This window comes from Aeromicrobium sp. Root236 (assembly GCF_001428805.1).
Lineage (GTDB): Bacteria > Actinomycetota > Actinomycetes > Propionibacteriales > Nocardioidaceae > Aeromicrobium.
Window position 1 is genome coordinate 2,881,733 of sequence record NZ_LMIS01000001.1, and the last position, 20,325, is coordinate 2,902,057.

Genomic DNA, 20,325 nt, shown 5'->3' on the forward strand with positions numbered 1-20,325 from the left:
GGCTCGGGCTAGCCCTTCACCGAGCCTTCGAGCATCCCGCGGATGAAGTGCCGCTGGGCGAAGATGTAGAACACGACGATCGGCAGCGCGACCAGCACGGCGCCGGCGGCGAGCAGCGACGTCCCTTCGGTGTACTGCCCCTTGAAGAACGAGAGGCCGAGCGGCGCGGTGCGCAGGCCCTCGTTGGTCGGCAGCATGACGAGCGGCAGGAGGAACTCGTTCCACGTCCACATGAGGACCAGCAGCACCATCGTGATGATCGCGGGACGCCCCATCGGCAGCAGGATCGACCACAGCACGCGGCCGTGGCCGGCGCCGTCCATCCGGGCCGCCTCGACGATCTCGGACGGGACGCTGCGGAAGTACTGCCGCATCCAGAACACGCCGAACGCCAGTGACTGGGCGATCTGCGGGAGGATCAGCGCGACGTACGTGTCCGTGAGTCCCATGCCGCGCAGGTCGTAGTAGAGCGGGATCACGATCGCCTCGCTCGGCACCATGAGGCCGAGCAGCAGCAGGTAGAACAGCGCGCTCGAGCCGCGGAACTTCATCGTGCCGAACGCGTAGCCCGCCAGCGAGGACAGGATCGCGCTGACCACCACGACGACCACGGCGACGAGGATGCTGTTGGCCATGTAGCGGCCGAAGTGCCCGACCCGCCACGCGGTCTGGAAGTTGTCGAAGTGGAACGCGCCGGTGCCGCCGACGGAGTCGGGCTGCAGGGCGCTGAACAGGATGAGCCCCATCGGGTAGAGCGCGAACGCCGAGGCGGCGATCAGCAGCGCGTACGTCGTGATGCGTTCGAAGCGTGAGGTCATGAGTCAGCACTCTCCGAGAGCCGGTTGATCAGGACCGTGCAGAGCAGGATGAACGCCGTCAGGACCAGTGCGATCGTCACGCCGACCCCGACCTGGCCCTTGTTGATCGCGCGGTCCCACACCTCGTACGCGGGCACCCGGCTGGAGGTGCCGGGGCCGCCGCTGGTCATGACGTAGACGAGGTCGAACGTCCGCATCGCTGCCACGAGGGTCAGGGTCAGGGCGACGGCGAGCTCACCGCGCACGGCCGGGACGCTGATCGTGATGAACTCGCGGATCGGCCCGGCGCCGTCGAGGCGCGCCGCCTCGTAGAGCTCGCGGGGGACCTTGGACAGGCCGGCCAGGAACAGCACGACGCACAGGCCGGTGCAGACCCAGATGCCGACGACGCCGATGCAGATCAGGGCGTAGCGCTCGTCGCCGAGCCAGCCGCGCGCGACGTCGCCGAGGCCGACGGTGCGGAGGAAGTCGTTGAGCGGGCCGTCCGGGGCGAAGATCTGCCGCCACGCGACCGCGACGACGACGAGCGCGACGACCTGGGGGAGGAACAGGACCGTGCGGAAGAAGTTGACGCCGCGCACCGCGCTGCGGGTGATCATGCTGGCCAGGGCCAGGCCGAGCGCGCACGGGATGATGCTGAAGAAGACGATCAGCGTCAGGGCGTGGAGGAACGGCTCGCGCAGGGCGTCGTCGGTCAGGACGAGCCGGTAGTTGTCGAGCCCGACCCACCTGCCGACGCTGAGGCCGTCCCACTCGTAGAGCGAGAGCCAGACGGCGTGCACCAGAGGCGTGAGGAAGAACAGTCCGAAGACCAGGAGAGCCGGCGCGATGTAGACGTACGCGATGCGCCGGGGCTCCCCGGGTGGGCCCGCCTGCCGACGGCTCACCCGGGGAGGCTGGGGGACGGTGTCAGCCACCGTTGCTCGCCGTGAAGGTCGTGTACTCCTTCTCGAGGTTGTCCAGGAAGCTCTTCGGCTTCTCCGAGCCGGATCCGAGCTTCTGGACCTGCGCGGTCAACAGGTCGTAGAAGTCGGGCGTCGCGTAGTCCAGGTAGGGCACGAGCGCATCGTCGCCCGTCGCCTTGGTCCACGCGTCGAAGACCTCCTTCTGGGCTCCGGTCGTGCCGGCGGAGTCGACGTCGGTGACCGGCAGGTTGCCGGCCTTGGCGATGAGCTTCATCGCCTCGGGGCTCGTGATGAAGTTGATGTACGCCCCGGCGGCGTCGGCGTGCTTGCTGGCCTCGGTGATGGCGAACGGGAGACCCGTGCCGCCTGTGACGGCCTGCTTGCCGCTGTCGCCGACCGGCGGCAGGGCGAAGCCGAGATCGTCGCCGAGCGCCTTCTTGAGGTCGGCCAGCAACCAGGTGCCGGCGGGCAGGAACACGCCCTTGCCCTTCGCGAAGTCCTGCCACGCGGGGTCATAGCCGAGACCGTTGAAGTCCTTGGTGAAGTAGCCCTTCTTGACCCAGTCGGCGAACGTCGTGGCGGCCTTCTCGTTCTCCGCCGACGTCCACGAGGCGCCCTTGCGGCCGAAGCCGAGGTTGCGGATGTCGTCGCGGGGGACGAACTGGTTCTGCACGAACCCGAACGTGTGGATGCCCGGCCAGGCGTCGAGGTTGCCGAACTGGATCGGCGTCTCACCGGCCTGCTTGGCCTTGGCCAGTGCGGCCTCGAAGTCGGTCAGCGTCGTGGGCACCTCGATGCCGAGCTTCGACAGCTTGGCCTTGTTGTACCAGAGCCCGACGAGCTCGCCGGCCTGTGGCAGGCCGTAGAGGTTGCCGGCGCCGAACGTCTTGCCGTCCTCGGTGTACGACGCGAGCGCGCGCACCGACTCGGGGTAGCGGTCGGACCACTTGTACGCCTTGTTGTAGGGCTCGAGCGAGCGCAGCAGCCCGGCCTTGACGAACTGGCCCATGTCGGAGCGGCCGTTGTTGGCCTGCACGACGTCGGGCGCCTTGTCGTCGGTGATCGCGAGGCGCAGGGTCTTGCGCAGGTCGTCGAACGAGCGCGAGACCCGCTTGATCGTGACGTTGGGGTACTTGTCCATGAACTGCTTGTTGAGGGCGGCGATCTGCTCGGCCTGGCCGCCACGGACCTCCTGGTCCCAGACGGTCAGCGTCAGCTTGCCCATCTTGGCGACGTCGGTCTTGACGTTGGCCGGCTCGTCCGAGTCCTTCTTGTTGTCGGACCCGGGCGCGCACGCGCTCGCGAACAGAAGGGCGGCCACCGTTGCGGCGCCGGCCCACCTGGTGCGTCTGCTCGTCATGATTTCTCCTTCGGGGGTGTGAGAACTGGCGTGGCGAAGCCGATCGTCGCGACGGCCCGGCTCACCGGTCGTTGATCCTTGGTGGGGAGCACGTCGTCGAGGAACTCGTAGTCGCGGGCGAACCGCTTCTCGGACCTGGCCGCGGCCCACCACTGGGCGATGTCGATCCAGCCGGGGGAGGCAAGGGCGCCGCCGAATCCGCGTACGGACAAGGCGGCGCAGAGGTTCGCGAAGCGGAGTCGATGGAGGAGCGACCAGCCGGCGAGCTCGCCGGCCATGAGACCGGCGAGGAACACGTCGCCCGCGCCGGTGGGATCGAGGGCCTCGACGGGCACGCCGGGCACCCAGGCGGTCTCGCCGGTCGCGGCGTCAGCGGCGAACGCGCCACCACTGCCGGCGGTCACGACGGCCAGCGGCACCCACTCGCGCAGCTCCTCGACCGCTGCGCCGGGGCTCGTCGTCCGCGTGTAGGCCATGGCCTCGGCGGCGTTGGGCACGAACGCGTGGCAACCGTCGAGGCGTTCGCGCAGCTCCGCGGTGTCCCACCGCTCGGTGGCGTCCCAGCCCGCGTCGGCGAAGATCTTCGTGCCGTTGGCCACCATCGTGTCGACCCAGGAGGCGCGCTCGACGCCCATGTCGGCGAACGCGGCGCGGGTGCAGGGCACCTCGCCGAGGAGCTCCTCGGCCGGGATCGGCGGCGGGTGCTCGTGGGTCACCATCGCGCGGTCGTCGTCGAACGCCAGGGACACCGTGACGGGGGAGTGCCAGTCGGGGAACCGGCGGGAGTGGCTGAGGTCGATGTTCTCGGACTCGGACAGCTCCTTCCAGCAGTACTCGCCGTACGCGTCGCCGCCGAAGGCAGCCGACAGCGTCGTGGAGAGGCCGAGCCGGGAGCACGCGACGGCGAGGTTGGCCACACCGCCGGGGCTCGAGCCCATGCCGTCGGTCCAGACCTCGTGCCCGCCGGACGGTGCCGCGAGCATGCCGGTGAAGATGATGTCGAGGAAGACCCTTCCTGCGACGAAAACATCCCGGGGTTCCGCGGTGTCCACCGGCCCGTTCCCTTCTCTACGCGGTGGGGTGCGGCACCCCACCGTGACTCGTAGTCTCACTCAGGTGCGCGCTTTTGGCAAGATTTGCGCGAAGTTGACTGCTATTGTGCATTCCATGCTGTCGAGCGTCCGCCATGAGCGCATCCTGGAGCGACTGCGCACCGCCGGGCCCACGGAGGTGGCCGTGCTCTCCGGCCTGCTGCGGGTCAGCGAGGCGACCGTGCGGCGCGACCTGGCACATCTCGAGTCGCAAGGAGCGCTCACGCGCGTGCATGGCGGGGCGGCGCTCGCGACCAGCCCGGAGCCCCCGTTCGCACAGGTGTCCACCAGCCATCTCGACGAGAAGACGGCGGTCGCCCGGAGCGCTGCGGCCCTGGTCGAAGACGGCGACGTCGTCCTGCTCGACATCGGCACGACGACGCACCAGCTCGCGGTCGAGCTGCGGGGCCGGTCGATCACGGTCGTCACGTCGAGCCTCGCGGTGCTCGAGGTGTTCGAGCACGACACCGCGACCGAGCTGATCGTCCTCGGCGGCGTCCTGCGTCGCAACTACCGCAGCCTGGTCGGCTTCATCACCGAGCAGGCGCTCAAGCAGATCCACGTCGACAAGCTCTTCCTGGGCACGAGTGGCATACGCGCCGACGGGTCGGTGCTCGACACGACCGTCGTCGAGGTGCCGGTCAAGCAGGGCATGATCGCCGCCGCCGACCACGTCACGCTCGTCGCCGACAGCGACAAGTTCCCCGGCAGCGGCGTCGCCAGGGTCTGCGGGCCCGAGGCGATCAACGCCCTCGTGACGACGACGGGGGCCGACACGACCACGCTCGCCGCATTCCGCGAGGCCGGGTGCGACGTGCAGACGGCGGAAGCCGGACCGAACAACTAGGGGGAAGCATGCAACTGACCGTGCTGGGTGGTGGCGGATTCCGCGTGCCGCTCGTCTATCGCGCGCTCCTGAGTGACGACTCGGACTCCCGGGTCAACGAGCTCGTGCTGTACGACGTGGACCCCGCGCGACTGCGGCGCGTCGGCGAGGTGCTGGCCCGGCTCGAGGCCGAAGCCGGCGTCGCAGGTCCCGCGATCCGGCTCGAGACCGACCTGGCGGAGGCCGTGCGCGGCACCGACTTCGTGTTCTCGGCGATCCGGGTCGGCGGCCTCGAGGGTCGGGTGTGTGACGAACGGGCCGCGCTCGACGAGGGGGTCCTCGGCCAGGAGACCACCGGTGCCGGCGGCGTCTGCTACGGACTGCGAACCGTCCCGGTCGCGGTGCAGATCGCCCGCACGGTCAAGGAGCACGCCCCCGACGCGTACGTCATCAACTTCACCAACCCGGCCGGCATGGTCACCGAGGCCATGTCCGCGATCCTCGGCGACCGGGTCGTCGGGATCTGCGACTCGCCCGTCGGGATGTTCAAGCGGGTGGCGCGTGCGCTCGACCTCGACCGGTCCAGTGCGGTCTTCGACTATGCCGGTCTCAACCACCTCGGCTGGCTGCGCCGCGTGCTGGTCGACGGCGTCGACGTGCTGCCCGGCCTGCTGGCCGATCCCGACAAGCTACTCACGATCGAGGAGGGCCGGCTGTTCGGCCCGACGTGGCTGCGGACGATCGGCGCCGTGCCCAACGAGTACCTCTGGTACTGGTACTACACCAAGGACGCCATCGCCGGGATCGAGGCGGCGAAGGAGACGCGCGGTGAGTTCCTGCTGCGCCAGCAGGGCGGGTTCTACGCGGGAGGCGAGGGAGCCGGTGACGCGTACGCCGCCTGGGACCGGACCCGGCGCGATCGCGAGGAGTCCTACATGGCCGACAGCCGCGACGTGACCGGTGCCGGCGAGCGCGACGAGGACGACCTCGACGGCGGCGGCTACGACCGCGTGGCCCTCGAGCTGATGCACGCGATCGCCCGCAACCAGGAGGCGACGCTCGTCCTCAACGTGCGCAACGGCAGCACGCTGCCGGGCCTGCCGGCCGACGCCGTGATCGAGGTGCCCTGTGTCGTCGATGCCAACGGCCCACGCGCACTGCCGCTCGATCCGCTGGCGCCGCATGCGGCGGCCCTGGTGGCGACGGTCAAGGACGTCGAGCGCACCGCGATCGAGGCGGCGACAACCGCGTCGCGCGAGCTGGCGGTGCGGGCCCTGGCGCTGCACCCTCTCGTCGACTCGGTCAACACCGCGCGGCGGATCTTCGACCGCCAGCTGCAGGACGTACCGGATCTCTCGCGGGTGTTCGGCTGACGGTTTCCTGAGTTTTGCGCCTTCGTACGCCGGGCATACCGGCGGGATGACACAATCTGGTGCATGACTGCCACGATCGCGCCGGAGCGCCCGCCGAGCCGGCCCAGACGCCGCATTGCGACGGCGATCGGCGTGATCCTGCTGCTGGGTGGCCTGTCGGTGATGGGCTACTTCGCGTGGCAGTACATCGGCACCAACATCGTCTCCAAGCACAAGCAGAAGCAGATCAAGGAAGAGACCCGGCGCCAGTGGGACAAGGGCGTCGAGGGCGACGCGATCGCGATGCTGCGGGTCAAGCGCTTCGGCAAGGACTACGAGGTGCCGATCGTCAAGGGCTTCGACAAGGGCGCCCTCGCGCGCGGTGTCGGCTGGGACACCAAGAGCGCCAAGCCCGGGCAGATCGGCAACTTCGCCATCGCCGGCCACCGCGTCACGCACGGCGAGCCGTTCAGCAAGTTCCCCAAGCTCAAGAAGGGCGATCTCGTCGTCGTCGAGACGCGCCGCGACATCTTCACCTACAAGCTGCGCAACTCCGGCACCTCGATCACGGTGCCGTTCACGACGTCGTGGCCGCTGTGGCCGGTGCCGGACCCTGACGCCCGCGGCCAGAAGCCGACCGAGCGGCTCATCACCCTGCTCACGTGCTCCGAGCTGTTCCACACCAACAACCGCAGCGTCGTGATCGGCGAGCTCGTCAAGACGTACGACAAGAAGCAGGGCACGACCGCGACCAACTGATCGCGCCCTAGGCTTGCCGCATGCATGACTACCAGCGCGAGTTCATCGAGTTCTCCCTCGACCACGAGGTGCTCGGGTTCGGTGAGTTCACGCTGAAGTCGGGGCGTACGTCGCCCTACTTCTTCAACGCCGGGCTCTTCAACACCGGCGCCCGGCTGGCGGCGCTGGGCCGGTTCTACGCCGCGGCGATCGACCGCAGCGGCGTCGAGTTCGACGTGCTCCTCGGCCCGGCCTACAAGGGCATCCCGATCGCGTCGGCCACGGCGGTGCAGCTCTCGGAGCAGCTCGGCCGTGACGTCCCGTGGTGCTTCAACCGCAAGGAGCCCAAGGACCACGGCGAGGGTGGCCTGATCGTGGGCTCACCCCTGCAGGGCCGGGTGCTGATCATCGACGACGTCATCACGGCGGGCACCGCGATCCGCGAGGTCATGGACATCGTCGACGGTGAAGGCGCGCAGGTCGCCGGCGTCATGGTCGCGGTCGATCGTCAGGAGCGGGGCGGCGGCGAGCTCTCGGCGATCCAGGAGGTCGAGCGGGACTTCGGCGTCCCGGTCGTCTCGATCATCGACTTCGGCCAGATCATCCAGTACGTCGAGGAGTCAGGCCGGCACGCGGAGCACCTGCCGGCGATCCGCGCGTATCGCGACGAGTTCGGGATCGCGGCCTCACCGGCATGACCGAGCCTGAGGCCGACGTCGGGGTCGGCCCGTGGGAGGGGGAGTGGCCCGCCGGTGACCACTACGACGCAGAGCTGCTGCGCGAGGGTGACCGCCGCAACGTCGTCGACCGCTACCGCTACTGGACGCTCGACGCGATCGTCGCCGACCTCGACCTGATCAGGCACCCGTTCCACGTGGCGATCGAGAACTGGCAGCACGACTTCAACATCGGCTCGATCGTGCGCACGGCCAACGCGTTCGCCGCGGCCGAGGTCCACATCGTCGGCAAGAAGCGGTGGAACCGGCGCGGTGCGATGGTGACCGACCGCTACCAGCACGTACGCCATCACGCGTCGGTCGACGACCTCGTTGCGTGGGCGGCGGAAGCCGGCCTCGCCGTCATCGGCATCGACAACGTCCACGACTCGGTGCCGATCGAGACCGCGGAGCTGCCGCGTGAGTGCGTGCTGGTGTTCGGGCAGGAGGGTCCGGGGCTCTCCGACGAGGCCAGGGCGGTCTGCGAGCGCACGCTCTCGATCGCCCAGTTCGGCTCGACCCGGTCGATCAACGCCGGTGCTGCCGCGGCCATCGCGATGCACGCCTGGATCCGCCAGCACGCCGACCTTGATTGACGCGTACGCCATTGTCTGACTAAGGTCAGAGAATGGTCGACGATCCCGTGGCGACGCTCCGCCGGTTCAACCGTTCATGGTCGCAGCGTGTGGGTGTGCTCGACGAGTCCTTCCTCGGCTCGGGTCGCCCGCTCGGGCCGTCCCGACTGCTGTTCGAGCTGCGGGGTGGTGGCACCAGCGTGCGTGAGCTGCGGGAGCGCATGGACCTCGACTCCGGCTACCTGAGCCGCCTGCTGCGCCAGCTCGAGTCCGAAGGGCTCATCGCAGTCACGCCCGATCCTGCCGACGCCCGACGCCGCATCGCGACGCTGACCCCTCGAGGAGTCGCTGCGCAGCAGGATCTCGACGACAGGTCCGACTCCCTCGCCCACGGCCTGGTCGACGCGTTGTCCGACCGGCAGCGCGTACGCCTGGCGGAGAGCCTCGACCAGGCCGACCGCCTGATCCGCGCGGCGACGGTCTCCCTCGACCTCGTCGATCCGGGCTCCGACTATGCCCGGACGGCTGTCGCGGCGTACTTCCGCGAGCTGGACGAGACGTTCGAGGGCGGGTTCGACGTGGCGGCCGGCGCCGCCGACGAGCACACGCTGGGTGGTGCGACCGGGCGGTTCCTCGTCGCGGTCAGTGGTGGCGTCGTGGTCGGCTGCGGCGGACTGCAGTCGCTGTCCGCCGACGTCGGCGAGATCAAGCGGATGTGGGTGCACCGCGAGTGGCGGGGCCCCGGGCTCGCGGGCCGGCTCCTCCGCCGGCTCGAGGAGGAGTCCGTCGCGCTCGGGCACCGGGTCGTCCGGCTCGACACCAACAGCTCTCTGAGCGAGGCGTTGGCGATGTATCGCGCTGCGGGCTACGTCGAGATCCCGCGCTACAACGACAACCCCTATCCCGACCACTGGTTCGAGAAGACCTTCTAGGCTCGCACCATGAGTCAACGCGTGGTCGTCATCGGGGGAGACGCCGCCGGCATGACCGTCGCCTCGGCGCTGCGTCGGCAGCTGCCGGCGGACCACGAGGTGGTCGTGCTGGAGCGGGGGACCTGGACGTCGTACTCGGCGTGCGGCATCCCCTACTGGATCTCCGGCGAGGTCGAGTCGCCCGAGGCGCTCGTCGCGCGGAGCGTGCAGGCCCACCTGGACAACGGCATCGACGTGCGCATGGGGGTCGAGGCGACGGCGATCGACCCCGTCGCGCACACCGTGTCGATCCTCGGCGGCAACGACCTGCCGTACGACCGGCTCGTCATCGCCACGGGTGCCGAGCCCGTACGACCCGACCTCCCTGGCATCGAGGGGGCGGGCATCTACGGCGTGCAGACGCTCGACGACGGGCAGGCGCTGATCGACGGCCTGGCGAAGCGGCCGGAGAAGGTCGTGGTCGTCGGTTCCGGCTACGTCGGCCTCGAGATCGCGGAGGCGTGCGTGGCCCGCGGCTTCGACACGACCGTCATCGACCGGTCGAAGACGCCGCTGTCGATCATCGAGCCGCGGCTCGGCGAGAAGGTCGCTGCCGCGATGCGCAAGCACGGCATCCGGCTGCTGTCCGACACGGCGGTCACCGGGTTCAAGCTGGACGACGACGGCCGGGTCAGCGCGGTGGACACCGAGGACGACTCGATCGAGGCCGACCTCGTGGTCCTCGGGCTCGGCGTCACGGCCCGGTCGGCGCTGGCGGGCGATGCGGGTCTACCCCTCGGCGCCAAGGACGGCATCGTCGTCGACGAGCACCAGCGGGTCGTCGGCTTCGACGACATCTGGGCCGCCGGCGACTGCGTCGTCACCAAGGACCGGGTGACCGGCGACCTGATCCACGTCCCGCTCGGCACTCACGCCAACAAGCAGGGACTCGTCGCGGCCGTCAGCATCCTCGCCGACGTCGCCGGAGCGGCACCGCGGGTGAGCTTCCCCGGGGTCGTGGGCACGGCGATCACCAAGTTCTGCGCCCTCGAGGTCTCGCGCACGGGGCTGGGGGAGCGGCAGGCCCGCGACGCAGGGTTCGACCCCCTGACCGTGAGCATCGAGACGACCAACTTCGCGGGATACATGCCCGACCCGGAGACCATGACGGTGGTGATGATCGCCGACCGGGCGACACGTCGCCTGCTGGGCGCACAGATCGTCGGCGGCGAGGACTCGGCGCTGCGGATCGACGTGGCCGCGACGGCGCTCGCCGCCGAGATGACGGTCGACGACATCGTGATGCTCGACCTGGCGTACGCCCCGCCGTTCTCCTCGGTGTGGAGCCCGATCCAGGTTGCCGCGCGGGCAGCGGTCAAGGCGCTGGGGTGACTCGCCCGTAACCACGGGGACTGGGATACTGGTCTCCGCACCCCTCGCCAGCCACCCAGGAGATTCGCATGCCCGTCGCCACACCCGAGGTCTACGCCGAGATGCTCGACAAGGCCAAGCGCGAGTCGTTCGCGTTCCCGGCCATCAACGTCTCGTCCTCGCAGACCCTCAACGCGGCACTCGCAGGCTTCGCCGAGGCCGAGAGCGACGGCATCCTCCAGGTCTCGACCGGTGGCGCCGAGTACTTCTCCGGTCCCACGGTCAAGAACATGGTCACCGGCTCGCTGGCCTTCGCCGCGTACGCCGAAGAGGTCGCCAAGAACTACCCGGTCAACGTCGCGCTGCACACCGACCACTGCCCCAAGGACAAGCTCGACGGCTTCGTGCGCCCGCTCGTCGCGGCGTCCGAGGAGCGGGTCAAGTCCGGCGGACTGCCCTACTTCCAGTCGCACATGTGGGACGGCTCGGCCGTGCCGCTCGACGAGAACCTCGAGATCGCCAAGGAGCTGCTGGCCCGCTGTCACGCGGCCGGCATCATCCTCGAGGTCGAGATCGGCGTCGTCGGCGGCGAGGAGGACGGCGTCGTCGGTGCGATCGACGACAAGCTCTACTCGACGCCTGAGGACGCCCTCGCCACGGCTGAGGCGCTGGGCCTCGGAGAGAACGGCCGCTACCTCACCGCCCTGACGTTCGGCAACGTGCACGGCGTCTACAAGCCCGGCGGCGTCAAGCTGCGCCCCGAGGTGCTCGAGACGGCGCAGCAGGTCGTCGGTGAGAAGTACGGCAAGGACCACCCGTTCGACCTCGTGTTCCACGGCGGCTCGGGCTCGCTGCCCGAGGAGATCTCGGCGGCGGTCGACTACGGCGTCGTCAAGATGAACGTCGACACCGACACGCAGTACGCCTTCACCCGTCCGGTCGTCGGGCACATGTTCACCAACTACGACGGCGTGCTCAAGATCGACGGCGAGGTCGGCAACAAGAAGGCGTACGACCCGCGTGCCTGGGGCAAGGCCGCCGAGGCCGGCATGGCGTCGCGTGTCGCCGAGGCGTGCGCCAACCTCCGCAGCGCCGGCACCAAGCTCTGACGCAGGCTCAGCGGTCGGCGGGCAGCAGCACGCCGGCCGCGAGCTCCGCGCAGTCGCCGGCTTCCTCGCGGAGGATCTTGCGATGCGTGGGCCGGGCCGCCTCGTAGCGCTCCCGGCCTGCCTGGGTGATCTCGGTCCACTGCGCGCGACGGTCGTCGGTGCACGTGTTGCGGCAGACCAGTCCGTCGTTCTCCAGCCGGCTCACGAGGCGTGACAGCGCGCTCTGGCTCAGGTGCACCTGCTCGGCGAGGAACGCCATGCGGACCTTCTCGGCGGCGTTGTGCAGCACCTGCAGGACCTCGAACTCGCTCGAGCTCAGGTCGTGCTGCGCACCGAGCTCACGATCGAGCCGGCAGCTCAGCTGGTTGTAGCGACCCATCAGCTCGTGCCACGACTGGGCGAGCTTCTCATCGGACACCTTGGACACGTGTGAAGGATATCACCGCGTCCGCATAAGATGTTCATGCATTAGTTGCTTGCGCATTAGATGCACGTGCATAAGACTGTGAGGCATGACCTCAGTTCTGACAGGCACCAAGCCTGACTCCCCAACCCTCCATGTCACCGAGGGCACCGGATGGTCGAGCCGCACCTGGGTGCTCCTCGTCGTCCTCGCCGGTGCGCTCTTCCTCGACGGCCTCGACATCTCGATGGTCGGCGTCGCCCTCCCGTCGATCGGCGAGGACCTCCACATGTCCCCGTCGGCCCTGCAGTGGATCGTCTCCGGCTACGTGCTCGGCTACGGCGGCCTGCTGCTGCTCGGCGGCCGATCCGCGGACCTGCTGGGCCGGCGTTCGGTGTTCCTCTTCGCCGTCGGCGCGTTCGGCATCGCCTCGGTCGTCAGCGCGTTCCTCAGCAACGACCTGGCGCTGATCTCGCTCCGCTTCGTCAAGGGTGTCGCCGCGGCGTTCACCGTGCCGGCCGGCCTGTCGATCATCACGACGACATTCGCCGAGGGCCCGGCCCGCAACCGTGCGCTCAGCATCTACACCGTCTGCGGGGCCAGCGGCTTCTCGATGGGCCTCGTCTTCGGCGGGCTGCTCACCGAGCTCGGCTGGCGCATGACGTTCCTGCTGCCCGGCCCGGCGGCACTGCTGCTGCTGTTCGCCGGACTCAAGGTCGTGCCGCGCGCTGAGCGCCAGGCCTCGTCGCTCAAGCACTTCGACCTCGTCGGCGCCTTCACCAGCACGGCGTCGCTGCTGATCCTCGTGTACGCCGTCGTCGAGGCACCGGAGCGCGGCTGGACCAGCGTCGCGACGCTCGGCCTGCTGGCAGCCAGCATCGCGCTCGCTGCGCTGTTCGTCGCCGTCGAGCTGCGGCACGACCACCCGCTCGTACGCCTCGGCATCCTGCGCTCGGCCCGCGTGGTGCACGCCAACCTGGCTGGCGCCGTGATGTTCGGCGCGTACGTGTCGTTCCAGTTCGTCGTCACGCTCTACCTGCAGAACGCCCTGGGCTGGTCGCCGCTCGCGATGGCGCTCGGCTTCCTGCCGGCCGGCATCCTGGTCGTCGCCAGTGTCGTCAAGATGGGCTCGGTGCTGCAGCGCTTCGACACGCGTCTGGTGATCGCCGCCGGACTGACGTCGTTCGCGATCGGGTACGCCCTGTTCCTCCGGGTGTCGCCCGGCATGGCGTACGCCAACTTCCTGCTGCCGACGATGCTGCTGCTGGGGCTCGGCTTCGCGCTGTGCTTCCCGTCGATCAACTCCCAGGCCACGGCCGGGGTCGCCGATCACGAGCAGGGCCTGGCCTCCGGGCTGGTCAACACGAGCCTGCAGATCGGTGGTGCCGTGATGCTTGCGGTGATCTCGGCCGTGATCGGCGCCGGCGACACGGTGGCCAAGCCTGACGCGCTGCTGCCCGGCATGACGACGGCGATCCAGGTCATCGTCGGGCTCACCGTGGTCGGCGTGCTCAGCACGCTCGCGGTGGTCGGCTTCCGCCGGCCGGCGCCCGAGCTCGTCCCGGTCGCGGTCGACCGCGAGCTGGAGGACTGCGTGGCCTGTTGAGCCGAGGCCGTAGGGTGCGGGCATGACGAACTTGTTCGGTGAACCGCCCGCAACCCTGCTGCCTGAAGACCCCGGCGCAGCGTCCCTGGCCGAGGGTGACGACCCCAAGAACGTGGCCGCCACCCACCCGGACTCGGCGCTCGCCTGGGTCACGCTCGCCGAGCTGGCGTTGGCCGACGGGCTCGACCTCGAGGGTTATGCGTTCGCGCGCACGGGCTACCACCGCTCGCTCGACCTGCTGCGCCGCAACGGCTGGAAGGGTCACGGCCCGCTGCCGTGGAACCACGAGCCCAACCGCCCGTTCCTCCGCTCGCTCGTGGCCCTCGCGGACGCGTCCGAGCGGTTCGGCGACACGGGTGAGGCGCACCGCTGCCGCGAGTTCCTGCACGAGTCGAGCCCCGAGGCGTACGCCGAGCTCGTCAGCCCGAAGGGCTGAGCAACAAGCCGAGTAGCCCGAAGGGCTGAGCAGCAGGCCGAGTGGCCCGAAGGGCTGAGCAACAAGCCCGAAGAAGGACTAAGGGACGTACATCGTCAGGGCGGCGGGCTCGATGCGCCACGAGTGCTCGGCGCTCGGGCCGGTGAGCTCGCCGTCGCTGGTGCAGGCCAGCTCGTCGCCGCGCACCTCGACCTCGGTGCCCCGGAGGTAGACGACGTCGTCGCGCCGGTGGTGGTCGCCGCGGCGGACGTGCCAGGCGTACGCGATGCGGCGCCGCGGTGACTCGGTGTAGGAGACGGCGACGTCCAGCTTGCCGTCGGACGGGTCCGCCTCGGGGAGCAGCGCGGTGCCGCCCCCGACGTAGCCGCCGTTGCCGACGGCGACCTGGATGACCGGCTCCTTGCGGGTCAGCGGCTTGCCGTCGACCGTGATGCGGAGGCGGGCACCCGGCTGGGTGAGCCCGCGCACGCCCGTGAGCACCGCGCCGACGACGTAGCCGACCGGACCGAGGGCCTTCTTCCACGGCCGGGCTGCCTTGGCGGCCTCGGCACCGATGCCGATGTGGGCGGCGTTGACCACGACCTCGTCCCGGCCGTCGATGATCAGGTCGATCGCGCGGGTGCGCCCGGCGGCGACGACCTTCGCGGCGTCGACCGGGTCCTCCGGAAGTGCGAGCGTCGTGGCGAAGTCGTTGCCGGTGCCGAGCGGCACGAGGCCGACGACGACGTCGAGGCGGCCGGCCGACCGGAGAGCGTCGACGACGGCGTGCAGGCTGCCGTCGCCGCCGAGCACCACGACGCCGTCGACGGAGGGATGCGCGGCGAGCGCCTCGGCGAGGTCTTCGGGCGACGAGGTGGTCACCAGCTCGACGTCGAACCCGTGCCACGCCTCGACGACGGCGGCGATGGCCTGCTCGTCGGCGGTGCCGGCGTCGGCGTTGGCGATCGCGAGGAGTGAGGTCATGAGACCGCAACCCTACGGCGCAACGGGCTCCTGGGCATGCTCAGTCGCGGGCTCGCCGAGGCGTACGGCGATGACGCCGAGCAGGATCAGCAGACCGCCGGCGAACTGGATGGCCCGCGGGGCCTCGTCAAGTAGGAGCCAGGCGAACAGCACGCTGGCGACCGCTTCCGTGAGGCCGACGAACGACGCCAGCCTGGAGCCGAGGCGCCGGGTCGCCGCAATGCCCAGGACGTATGCGAGCCCGGCCGTGACCACGCCGAGCGTCACGACGGGCAGCCACCACGGCCACTCCGACCCCGCGAGGGTGACGTCCGCGCGGGAGGTGGCGAGCGGCACGATGCCGACGAGCCCGGCGAGCAGGAGGGTCACGCCACCGAACAGCAGCCCGCCGGCGGCGAGCACGATGCCGGGCAGTCCGTTGTCCTCGTCGGCGGAGATGATCCAGTAGAACGCCGCTCCGGCCATCGCGCCGAGCGCCCACACCATGCCGATCGGGTCGACGTCGGCACCGGACACCAGGTCCAGCACCAGCATGAGCCCGGCGATCGCGAGCACCGCGCCGGTGATCGTCAGACGGCTCGGCCGCTGACCGTGCCGGAACCACATCCAGCCGATCACGGCGACCGGGGCGGTGAACTCGATGAGGATCGCGACGCCGACCTGCATGTGGTCGACGGCGTTGAAGTACGCCAGCTGGCACCCGGCGACGGCGATGAGGCCGTACGCGATGATCAACCCCGCGTTGCGGCGCAGGAGCGACCAGCGACCGCGCAGCACGATCAGGGCCGGGACGATCAGCACGCCTCCGGCGATCAGGATGCGGACCGTGACGGCCGAGCCGGCGGTCCAGCCCGAGTCGATCATGGCCTTGGCCAGAGGGCCGGACAGTGCGAACGATGCCGCGGCGAGCACCGCGAGGCCGATGCCCGAGGTGCGGCGGGACAGTGGCGTCCGGGTGCTGTCATCAGCCAAAGCGGTCATGACACATGACACTACGGCGGCGGATGTAAGGTGTCAACATGGTCTTTGCCTATGACACGGAGGGTGCGCTGGTTGCCGCCGTGGAGCTCGTCAACTCGGCCGAGCCGCCCGTCACGATGACGACGACGGCGGAGCTGGGCGCGTTCTTCGTGAAGCACAACTACACGGGCAAGCTCGACGGCGACCAGGCCGAGCTCGACGCCGTGCACCGCATCCTGCCGCGGCTGCGCACGCTGCTGACCAGCTCTCGCGACGATGCCGTGCAGCAGGTCAACCAGATCCTGGCCGAGGCACGGGCCCTCCCGCAGCTGGTGCGCCACGGCGACACCGACTGGCACCTGCACGCCGTCGAGGACGACCGCTCACTCGACGTACGCATCCTCGTCGAGACCGCGATGGCGATGATCGACGTGATCCGTGGCGACGAGCTGTCGCGACTCGGCGTCTGCGCCGACGCCGACTGCGAGGGCCTGGTCCTGGACCTGTCGCGCAACCGGTCCCGCCGGTTCTGCAGCACGACCTGCAGCAATCGCGCAGCCGTGGCGGCGTACCGCGCCCGCCAGGCGAACTGAGCCGCGCTCACGGCGCCCGATTCCGCTAGACTGCCTCGGTAAGAGCCCCGCGAGACCGGGGCTTGTCGCATGTGTGAGGGGTGCATCCCATGCCCGCAGTCGTGATCGTCGGAGCCCAGTGGGGCGACGAAGGCAAAGGCAAGGCCACGGACATCCTCGGCAGCCGTGTCGACTATGTCGTGAAGTTCAACGGCGGCAACAACGCCGGGCACACGGTCGTCATCGGCGACCAGAAGTACGCCCTGCACCTCCTGCCCAGCGGCATCCTCAGCCCCGGCTGCGTGCCGGTCATCGGCAACGGCGTCGTGGTCGACCTCAAGGTGCTGTTCGAGGAGATCGACGGGCTCAACGAACGCGGCATCGACACCTCGAAGCTCGTCATCAGCTCCAACGCCCACGTCATCGCGGACTACAACCGCACGATGGACAAGGTCGCCGAGCGGTTCCTCGGCAGCCGCAAGATCGGCACGACCGGTCGCGGCATCGGGCCGACGTACGCCGACAAGATGAACCGCCTCGGCATCCGCGTGCAGGACCTGTTCGACGAGAAGATCCTGCGCCAGAAGGTCGAGGGGGCGCTCGAGCTCAAGAACCAGATCCTCACCAAGATCTACAACCGTCGCGCCGTCGAGGTCGACGAGATCGTCGAGGAGCTGTTGTCGTACGTCGACCGGCTCCGCCCGATGATGGCCGACACCCCGCTGCTGCTGCACGAGGCGCTCGCCGCCGACAAGACCGTGCTGCTCGAGGCGGGCCAGGCCACTCTGCTCGACGTCGACCACGGCACCTACCCCTTCGTGACCTCGTCGTCGGCGACGACCGGCGGCGCGTGCACCGGCTCGGGCATCGCGCCGACCGAGATCACCCGCGTCATCGGCATCGTCAAGGCGTACGCGACGCGCGTCGGCGAGGGCCCGTTCCCCACCGAGCTGTTCGACGACGACGGCGAGCAGCTGCGCAAGAACGGCGCCGAGTTCGGCACGACGACCGGCCGTCCGCGCCGGTGCGGCTGGTACGACGCGCCGATCGCGCGCTACGCCGCCCGCATCAACGGCGTCACGGACTTCGTGCTCACCAAGCTCGACGTGCTGACCGGCTGGGACCGCATCCCGGTGTGTGTCGCGTACGACGTCGACGGCGAGCGGGTCGACGAGATGCCGATGACGCAGACCGGGTTCCACCACGCCAAGCCGGTCTACGAGTACTTCGAGGGCTGGCACGAGGACATCTCCGGCGCTCGTACGTTCGAGGACCTGCCGAAGGCCGCGCAGACGTACGTGCTGGAGCTCGAGAAGATCTCGGGTGCGCGGATCTCGACGATCGGCGTCGGCCCCGACCGCGAGCAGACGATCGTCCGTCACGACCTGCTCTGAGAGGTGGGCACGCGGCCGTTTCGCAGTAAGCCCACGGCAAAAGTGAAACAAGCGTACAACTGATACAGGTCGTCGCATTTTCGCGACGTCCGCCCTCGGGGGAATGCGCCGCGGGTCCGTTTGGCCCACGCACGGGAAACCATGCCCACCAGATCAGTTGCGCTCCGGCGCCTCAGCGCCGGCGCAGCCGCCGGTGCCCTCATCAGCACGAGCCTGTTGCTCACGTCTCCGGCCCAGGCCGACACGGTTGCCGTGCACGCCTCCGACATTCGTCCCGACGAGACGACGTACGCGGGCTGGCACCAGGGATACGCCGATGCGCGCTACGCCTCGGGCATCTCGTCGCAAGGGCTGTCGTCGATCGGTCGTTCGCAGATCATCAACGGCTACACCGACAACGACAACGTGGACCTGGCCAAGGACGGCGTCAACGCCGATCTCGGCACGGCGCTCAACGGTGCGTCGTACGACGTGGCACAGGGCCAGGCGTACTTCCAGGTGCCGCTGTTCGTCGACTCCGATGGTGCGGCGGGCAGCGATCCCGCCGTCTTCACGACGCTGCGTCCAGCCGTCGCGGCGGACGGCCCCACCACGATCGGCCTGAGCGACTCATGGGTCTCGAGCAAGGCGTTCGGCACGATCGCCGCCAACACGCCCACCACGCTGTCGACCATCGTCGGCGCTCTCGACGGTGGCGCCAGCATCTACAAGACGATCGCCTTCGGCGTGCTGACCGACGTCGGTCACACCTCGGCGGTCTCGTCGATCACGTTCGACGGCGACACGTACGAGTTCGCCGCCGACGCGGTCAGCAACGACACGGTCACCGACTCCGAGGTCGCGAACGAGGAGACGGCCAACAACTACGCGTCCTGGCACCAGGGCTACGAGAACGCGACCGGTCGACAGCAGGTGACCGGCGAGGGCGTCGAGCTGTCGGGGCGTTCGCAGGTGATCAAGGGCTACAACAACACCAGCACCAACCTCACGGCCGTCAACGCCAACCTCGCTGGTGTCATCCCGGACGCCAGCTATGACGTCGAGTCGGGTGCGGCGTTCTTCCAGATCGCGCTGCGCTTCGACAACGGCGGTGGCGTCCAGTTCGCCACCCTGCGCAACAACGGCACCGACGGAGCGCTGTCCCTCGATCAGCAGTGGCAGTCGAGCAAGGCGATCAACGCGGACATCCCGGCCAACACCAACGCACGGCTCAGCGACATCGTGGCCGCGCTCGGCAACTACAAGGTCATCGCCTACGGCGTCCTGACCACTCCGGGCACGTCCGCAGTGGTCTCGCACATCACGTTCGGCCGGACGTCCACGACGTTCGCCGACGCGCCGGCCGCGCCGACTGCGAGCAACGTCATGCCGAACGGGATCGCCCCCGACGAGAGCGTGTACGCCGGATGGCACCAGGGTGCCGCTGAGGGTGTCGCCAGGATCGCGAACGGTGTGCTGAACCTCGGCGCGACCCGCTCGCAGGTCATCAAGGGCTACGCCGACAACAGCAAGAACACGGACGACCGCAACGTGGACCTGGCCGAGGCGCTGCGGACGGGCTCCTACGACGTCGTGAGCGGTGACGTGCACTTCCAGGTGCCGGTGTTCTTCGAGGACGCCGACGGCAACACGCAGTTCGCGACGCTGCGACCCCAGGCGAAGGCGGACGTGGGCGTCAACACGTTCCACCTCGGCGACGAGTGGGTCTCCAGCAAGCCCCTGGGCGACCTGCCGGCCAACACGCCTGCGCAGCTCGGGGACATCCTGAGCTCGATCGGCTCCTACAAGGTGCTGGCCTTCGGGGTCTACTCCGATGCCGGTGGCAACGGTGTCGTCAGAAGCATCACCTGGAACGGTGTGAAGAGCACGTTCGCCAAGGTCACGTCGACGACCAAGATCGTCAAGCTCAGCAACAGCAAGCCGTCGGTCCGAAGCCACGTCATCGTCTACGGCACGGTCACGGCGCCCGGCGGTGCCGCGGTCGCGGGCGGGACGGTCAAGGTGGTCTACCGCGCCAAGGTCGTCGCGACGACGACGGTACGGGCGAACGGGACGTACACGCTGCACCTCCCGCTGCTCAAGTCGGGCACGAGCAACATCCGGGTCACGTTCTACGGAACCGACCAGGCCAGCACGTCGACCGTGTTGAAGTCGATCACCGTCACCAAGTAGCAGCACGCGTCATCCGAGAGGGGCTCCGCCGAGAGGCGGGGCCCCTG

20 protein-coding genes are annotated in these 20,325 nt (G+C 69.4%); 13 read left to right on the forward strand and 7 right to left on the reverse strand.

Annotated elements, in window-relative coordinates; all coding sequences use genetic code 11:
• Positions 1-8: 8 nt before the first annotated feature.
• The 4 genes from ASE12_RS14475 to ASE12_RS14490 are packed head-to-tail and all read right to left on the reverse strand — an operon-like array spanning position 9 to position 4,135.
• Positions 9-818 (reverse strand): carbohydrate ABC transporter permease, encoded by an 810-nt coding sequence (locus ASE12_RS14475; RefSeq protein WP_056402028.1) that lies wholly within the window; start codon positions 816-818, stop codon positions 9-11.
• Positions 815-1,705, reverse strand: a complete 891-nt coding sequence (locus ASE12_RS14480; protein ID WP_056404868.1) for a carbohydrate ABC transporter permease — start codon at positions 1,703-1,705, stop codon at positions 815-817. Before ASE12_RS14480 ends, ASE12_RS14475 begins: the two co-directional genes overlap by 4 nt.
• A 22-nt stretch (positions 1,706-1,727) precedes the next feature.
• Positions 1,728-3,083: an ABC transporter substrate-binding protein gene (locus tag ASE12_RS14485; RefSeq protein ID WP_056402030.1), complete on the reverse strand. Its 1,356-nt coding sequence runs from the start codon at positions 3,081-3,083 to the stop codon at positions 1,728-1,730.
• Positions 3,080-4,135, reverse strand: a complete 1,056-nt coding sequence (locus ASE12_RS14490; protein ID WP_056402033.1) for a PfkB family carbohydrate kinase — start codon at positions 4,133-4,135, stop codon at positions 3,080-3,082. Before ASE12_RS14490 ends, ASE12_RS14485 begins: the two co-directional genes overlap by 4 nt.
• Before the next feature lie 115 nt (positions 4,136-4,250).
• On the opposite strand from ASE12_RS14490, the gene ASE12_RS14495 reads away from it, so the two are divergent.
• From ASE12_RS14495 to fbaA, 8 genes are all read left to right on the forward strand, one after another.
• Entirely contained in the window at positions 4,251-5,021 is a 771-nt protein-coding gene (locus ASE12_RS14495) for a DeoR/GlpR family DNA-binding transcription regulator (protein WP_056402036.1), read from the forward strand.
• 8 nt (positions 5,022-5,029) lie between these two features.
• Positions 5,030-6,373 carry a 6-phospho-beta-glucosidase gene (locus tag ASE12_RS14500; protein WP_056402040.1) on the forward strand — a complete coding sequence of 448 codons (1,344 nt, stop codon included), beginning with the start codon at positions 5,030-5,032 and terminating at the stop codon, positions 6,371-6,373.
• Between the two features lie 63 nt (positions 6,374-6,436).
• On the forward strand, positions 6,437-7,111 hold the full coding sequence (locus ASE12_RS14505; protein ID WP_056402042.1) for a class E sortase: 675 nt from the start codon (positions 6,437-6,439) through the stop codon (positions 7,109-7,111).
• A gap of 20 nt (positions 7,112-7,131) precedes the next feature.
• Positions 7,132-7,788 carry an orotate phosphoribosyltransferase gene (pyrE, locus tag ASE12_RS14510; RefSeq protein WP_056402045.1) on the forward strand — a complete coding sequence of 219 codons (657 nt, stop codon included), beginning with the start codon at positions 7,132-7,134 and terminating at the stop codon, positions 7,786-7,788.
• Positions 7,785-8,402 (forward strand): RNA methyltransferase, encoded by a 618-nt coding sequence (locus ASE12_RS14515; RefSeq protein WP_056402048.1) that lies wholly within the window; start codon positions 7,785-7,787, stop codon positions 8,400-8,402. The genes pyrE and ASE12_RS14515 overlap by 4 nt, the downstream gene beginning before the upstream one ends.
• Positions 8,403-8,434: 32 nt before the next feature.
• Positions 8,435-9,313, forward strand: a complete 879-nt coding sequence (locus ASE12_RS14520) for a bifunctional helix-turn-helix transcriptional regulator/GNAT family N-acetyltransferase (RefSeq protein ID WP_056402051.1) — start codon at positions 8,435-8,437, stop codon at positions 9,311-9,313.
• Between the two features lie 9 nt (positions 9,314-9,322).
• Positions 9,323-10,684 (forward strand): FAD-dependent oxidoreductase, encoded by a 1,362-nt coding sequence (locus ASE12_RS14525; protein ID WP_056402054.1) that lies wholly within the window; start codon positions 9,323-9,325, stop codon positions 10,682-10,684.
• Positions 10,685-10,746: 62 nt separating this feature from the next.
• Positions 10,747-11,772, forward strand: coding sequence for a class II fructose-bisphosphate aldolase (fbaA, locus tag ASE12_RS14530; RefSeq protein ID WP_255355482.1), 1,026 nt, complete (start codon positions 10,747-10,749; stop codon positions 11,770-11,772).
• 7 nt (positions 11,773-11,779) lie between these two features.
• Here fbaA and ASE12_RS14535 read toward each other — a convergent pair whose 3' ends face one another.
• Positions 11,780-12,199: a MarR family winged helix-turn-helix transcriptional regulator gene (locus tag ASE12_RS14535; RefSeq protein ID WP_056402059.1), complete on the reverse strand. Its 420-nt coding sequence runs from the start codon at positions 12,197-12,199 to the stop codon at positions 11,780-11,782.
• 85 nt (positions 12,200-12,284) lie between these two features.
• Here ASE12_RS14535 and ASE12_RS14540 point away from each other — a divergent pair, with 85 nt between their 5' ends.
• A complete protein-coding gene (locus ASE12_RS14540; protein ID WP_082582301.1) occupies positions 12,285-13,781 on the forward strand; it encodes an MFS transporter in 1,497 nt (498 codons plus the stop codon).
• Positions 13,782-13,803: 22 nt separating this feature from the next.
• Positions 13,804-14,217, forward strand: a complete 414-nt coding sequence (locus ASE12_RS14545; protein WP_056402062.1) for a DUF3151 domain-containing protein — start codon at positions 13,804-13,806, stop codon at positions 14,215-14,217.
• Between the two features lie 78 nt (positions 14,218-14,295).
• Here ASE12_RS14545 and ASE12_RS14550 read toward each other — a convergent pair whose 3' ends face one another.
• Together ASE12_RS14550 and ASE12_RS14555 are read right to left on the reverse strand one after the other, a co-directional pair.
• Entirely contained in the window at positions 14,296-15,180 is an 885-nt protein-coding gene (locus ASE12_RS14550; protein WP_056402064.1) for a diacylglycerol kinase family protein, read from the reverse strand.
• A gap of 12 nt (positions 15,181-15,192) precedes the next feature.
• Positions 15,193-16,161 carry a DMT family transporter gene (locus ASE12_RS14555; protein WP_056402067.1) on the reverse strand — a complete coding sequence of 323 codons (969 nt, stop codon included), beginning with the start codon at positions 16,159-16,161 and terminating at the stop codon, positions 15,193-15,195.
• A gap of 38 nt (positions 16,162-16,199) precedes the next feature.
• On the opposite strand from ASE12_RS14555, the gene ASE12_RS14560 reads away from it, so the two are divergent.
• The 3 genes from ASE12_RS14560 (at position 16,200) to ASE12_RS14570 (ending at position 20,278) form a co-directional block, all read left to right on the forward strand.
• Entirely contained in the window at positions 16,200-16,733 is a 534-nt protein-coding gene (locus ASE12_RS14560) for a CGNR zinc finger domain-containing protein (RefSeq protein ID WP_056402070.1), read from the forward strand.
• Between the two features lie 89 nt (positions 16,734-16,822).
• Positions 16,823-18,106 carry an adenylosuccinate synthase gene (locus ASE12_RS14565; protein ID WP_056402073.1) on the forward strand — a complete coding sequence of 428 codons (1,284 nt, stop codon included), beginning with the start codon at positions 16,823-16,825 and terminating at the stop codon, positions 18,104-18,106.
• Between the two features lie 141 nt (positions 18,107-18,247).
• Complete coding sequence (locus ASE12_RS14570; RefSeq protein ID WP_157412943.1) at positions 18,248-20,278, forward strand: hypothetical protein; 2,031 nt, start codon at positions 18,248-18,250, stop codon at positions 20,276-20,278.
• Positions 20,279-20,325: the final 47 nt, after the last annotated feature.

Coding starts and splice junctions, on each gene's coding strand:
- ASE12_RS14505 (WP_056402042.1), top strand. CDS start 6,437: ATGACTGCCACGATCGCGCCGGAGCGCCCGCCGAGCCGGCCCAGACGC.
- ASE12_RS14555 (WP_056402067.1), bottom strand. CDS start 16,161: ATGACCGCTTTGGCTGATGACAGCACCCGGACGCCACTGTCCCGCCGC.
- ASE12_RS14520 (WP_056402051.1), top strand. CDS start 8,435: ATGGTCGACGATCCCGTGGCGACGCTCCGCCGGTTCAACCGTTCATGG.
- ASE12_RS14495 (WP_056402036.1), top strand. CDS start 4,251: ATGCTGTCGAGCGTCCGCCATGAGCGCATCCTGGAGCGACTGCGCACC.
- ASE12_RS14560 (WP_056402070.1), top strand. CDS start 16,200: ATGGTCTTTGCCTATGACACGGAGGGTGCGCTGGTTGCCGCCGTGGAG.
- ASE12_RS14545 (WP_056402062.1), top strand. CDS start 13,804: ATGACGAACTTGTTCGGTGAACCGCCCGCAACCCTGCTGCCTGAAGAC.
- ASE12_RS14540 (WP_082582301.1), top strand. CDS start 12,285: ATGACCTCAGTTCTGACAGGCACCAAGCCTGACTCCCCAACCCTCCAT.
- ASE12_RS14515 (WP_056402048.1), top strand. CDS start 7,785: ATGACCGAGCCTGAGGCCGACGTCGGGGTCGGCCCGTGGGAGGGGGAG.
- ASE12_RS14500 (WP_056402040.1), top strand. CDS start 5,030: ATGCAACTGACCGTGCTGGGTGGTGGCGGATTCCGCGTGCCGCTCGTC.
- pyrE (WP_056402045.1), top strand. CDS start 7,132: ATGCATGACTACCAGCGCGAGTTCATCGAGTTCTCCCTCGACCACGAG.
- ASE12_RS14565 (WP_056402073.1), top strand. CDS start 16,823: ATGCCCGCAGTCGTGATCGTCGGAGCCCAGTGGGGCGACGAAGGCAAA.
- ASE12_RS14485 (WP_056402030.1), bottom strand. CDS start 3,083: ATGACGAGCAGACGCACCAGGTGGGCCGGCGCCGCAACGGTGGCCGCC.
- ASE12_RS14550 (WP_056402064.1), bottom strand. CDS start 15,180: ATGACCTCACTCCTCGCGATCGCCAACGCCGACGCCGGCACCGCCGAC.
- ASE12_RS14570 (WP_157412943.1), top strand. CDS start 18,248: ATGCCCACCAGATCAGTTGCGCTCCGGCGCCTCAGCGCCGGCGCAGCC.
- ASE12_RS14475 (WP_056402028.1), bottom strand. CDS start 818: ATGACCTCACGCTTCGAACGCATCACGACGTACGCGCTGCTGATCGCC.
- ASE12_RS14525 (WP_056402054.1), top strand. CDS start 9,323: ATGAGTCAACGCGTGGTCGTCATCGGGGGAGACGCCGCCGGCATGACC.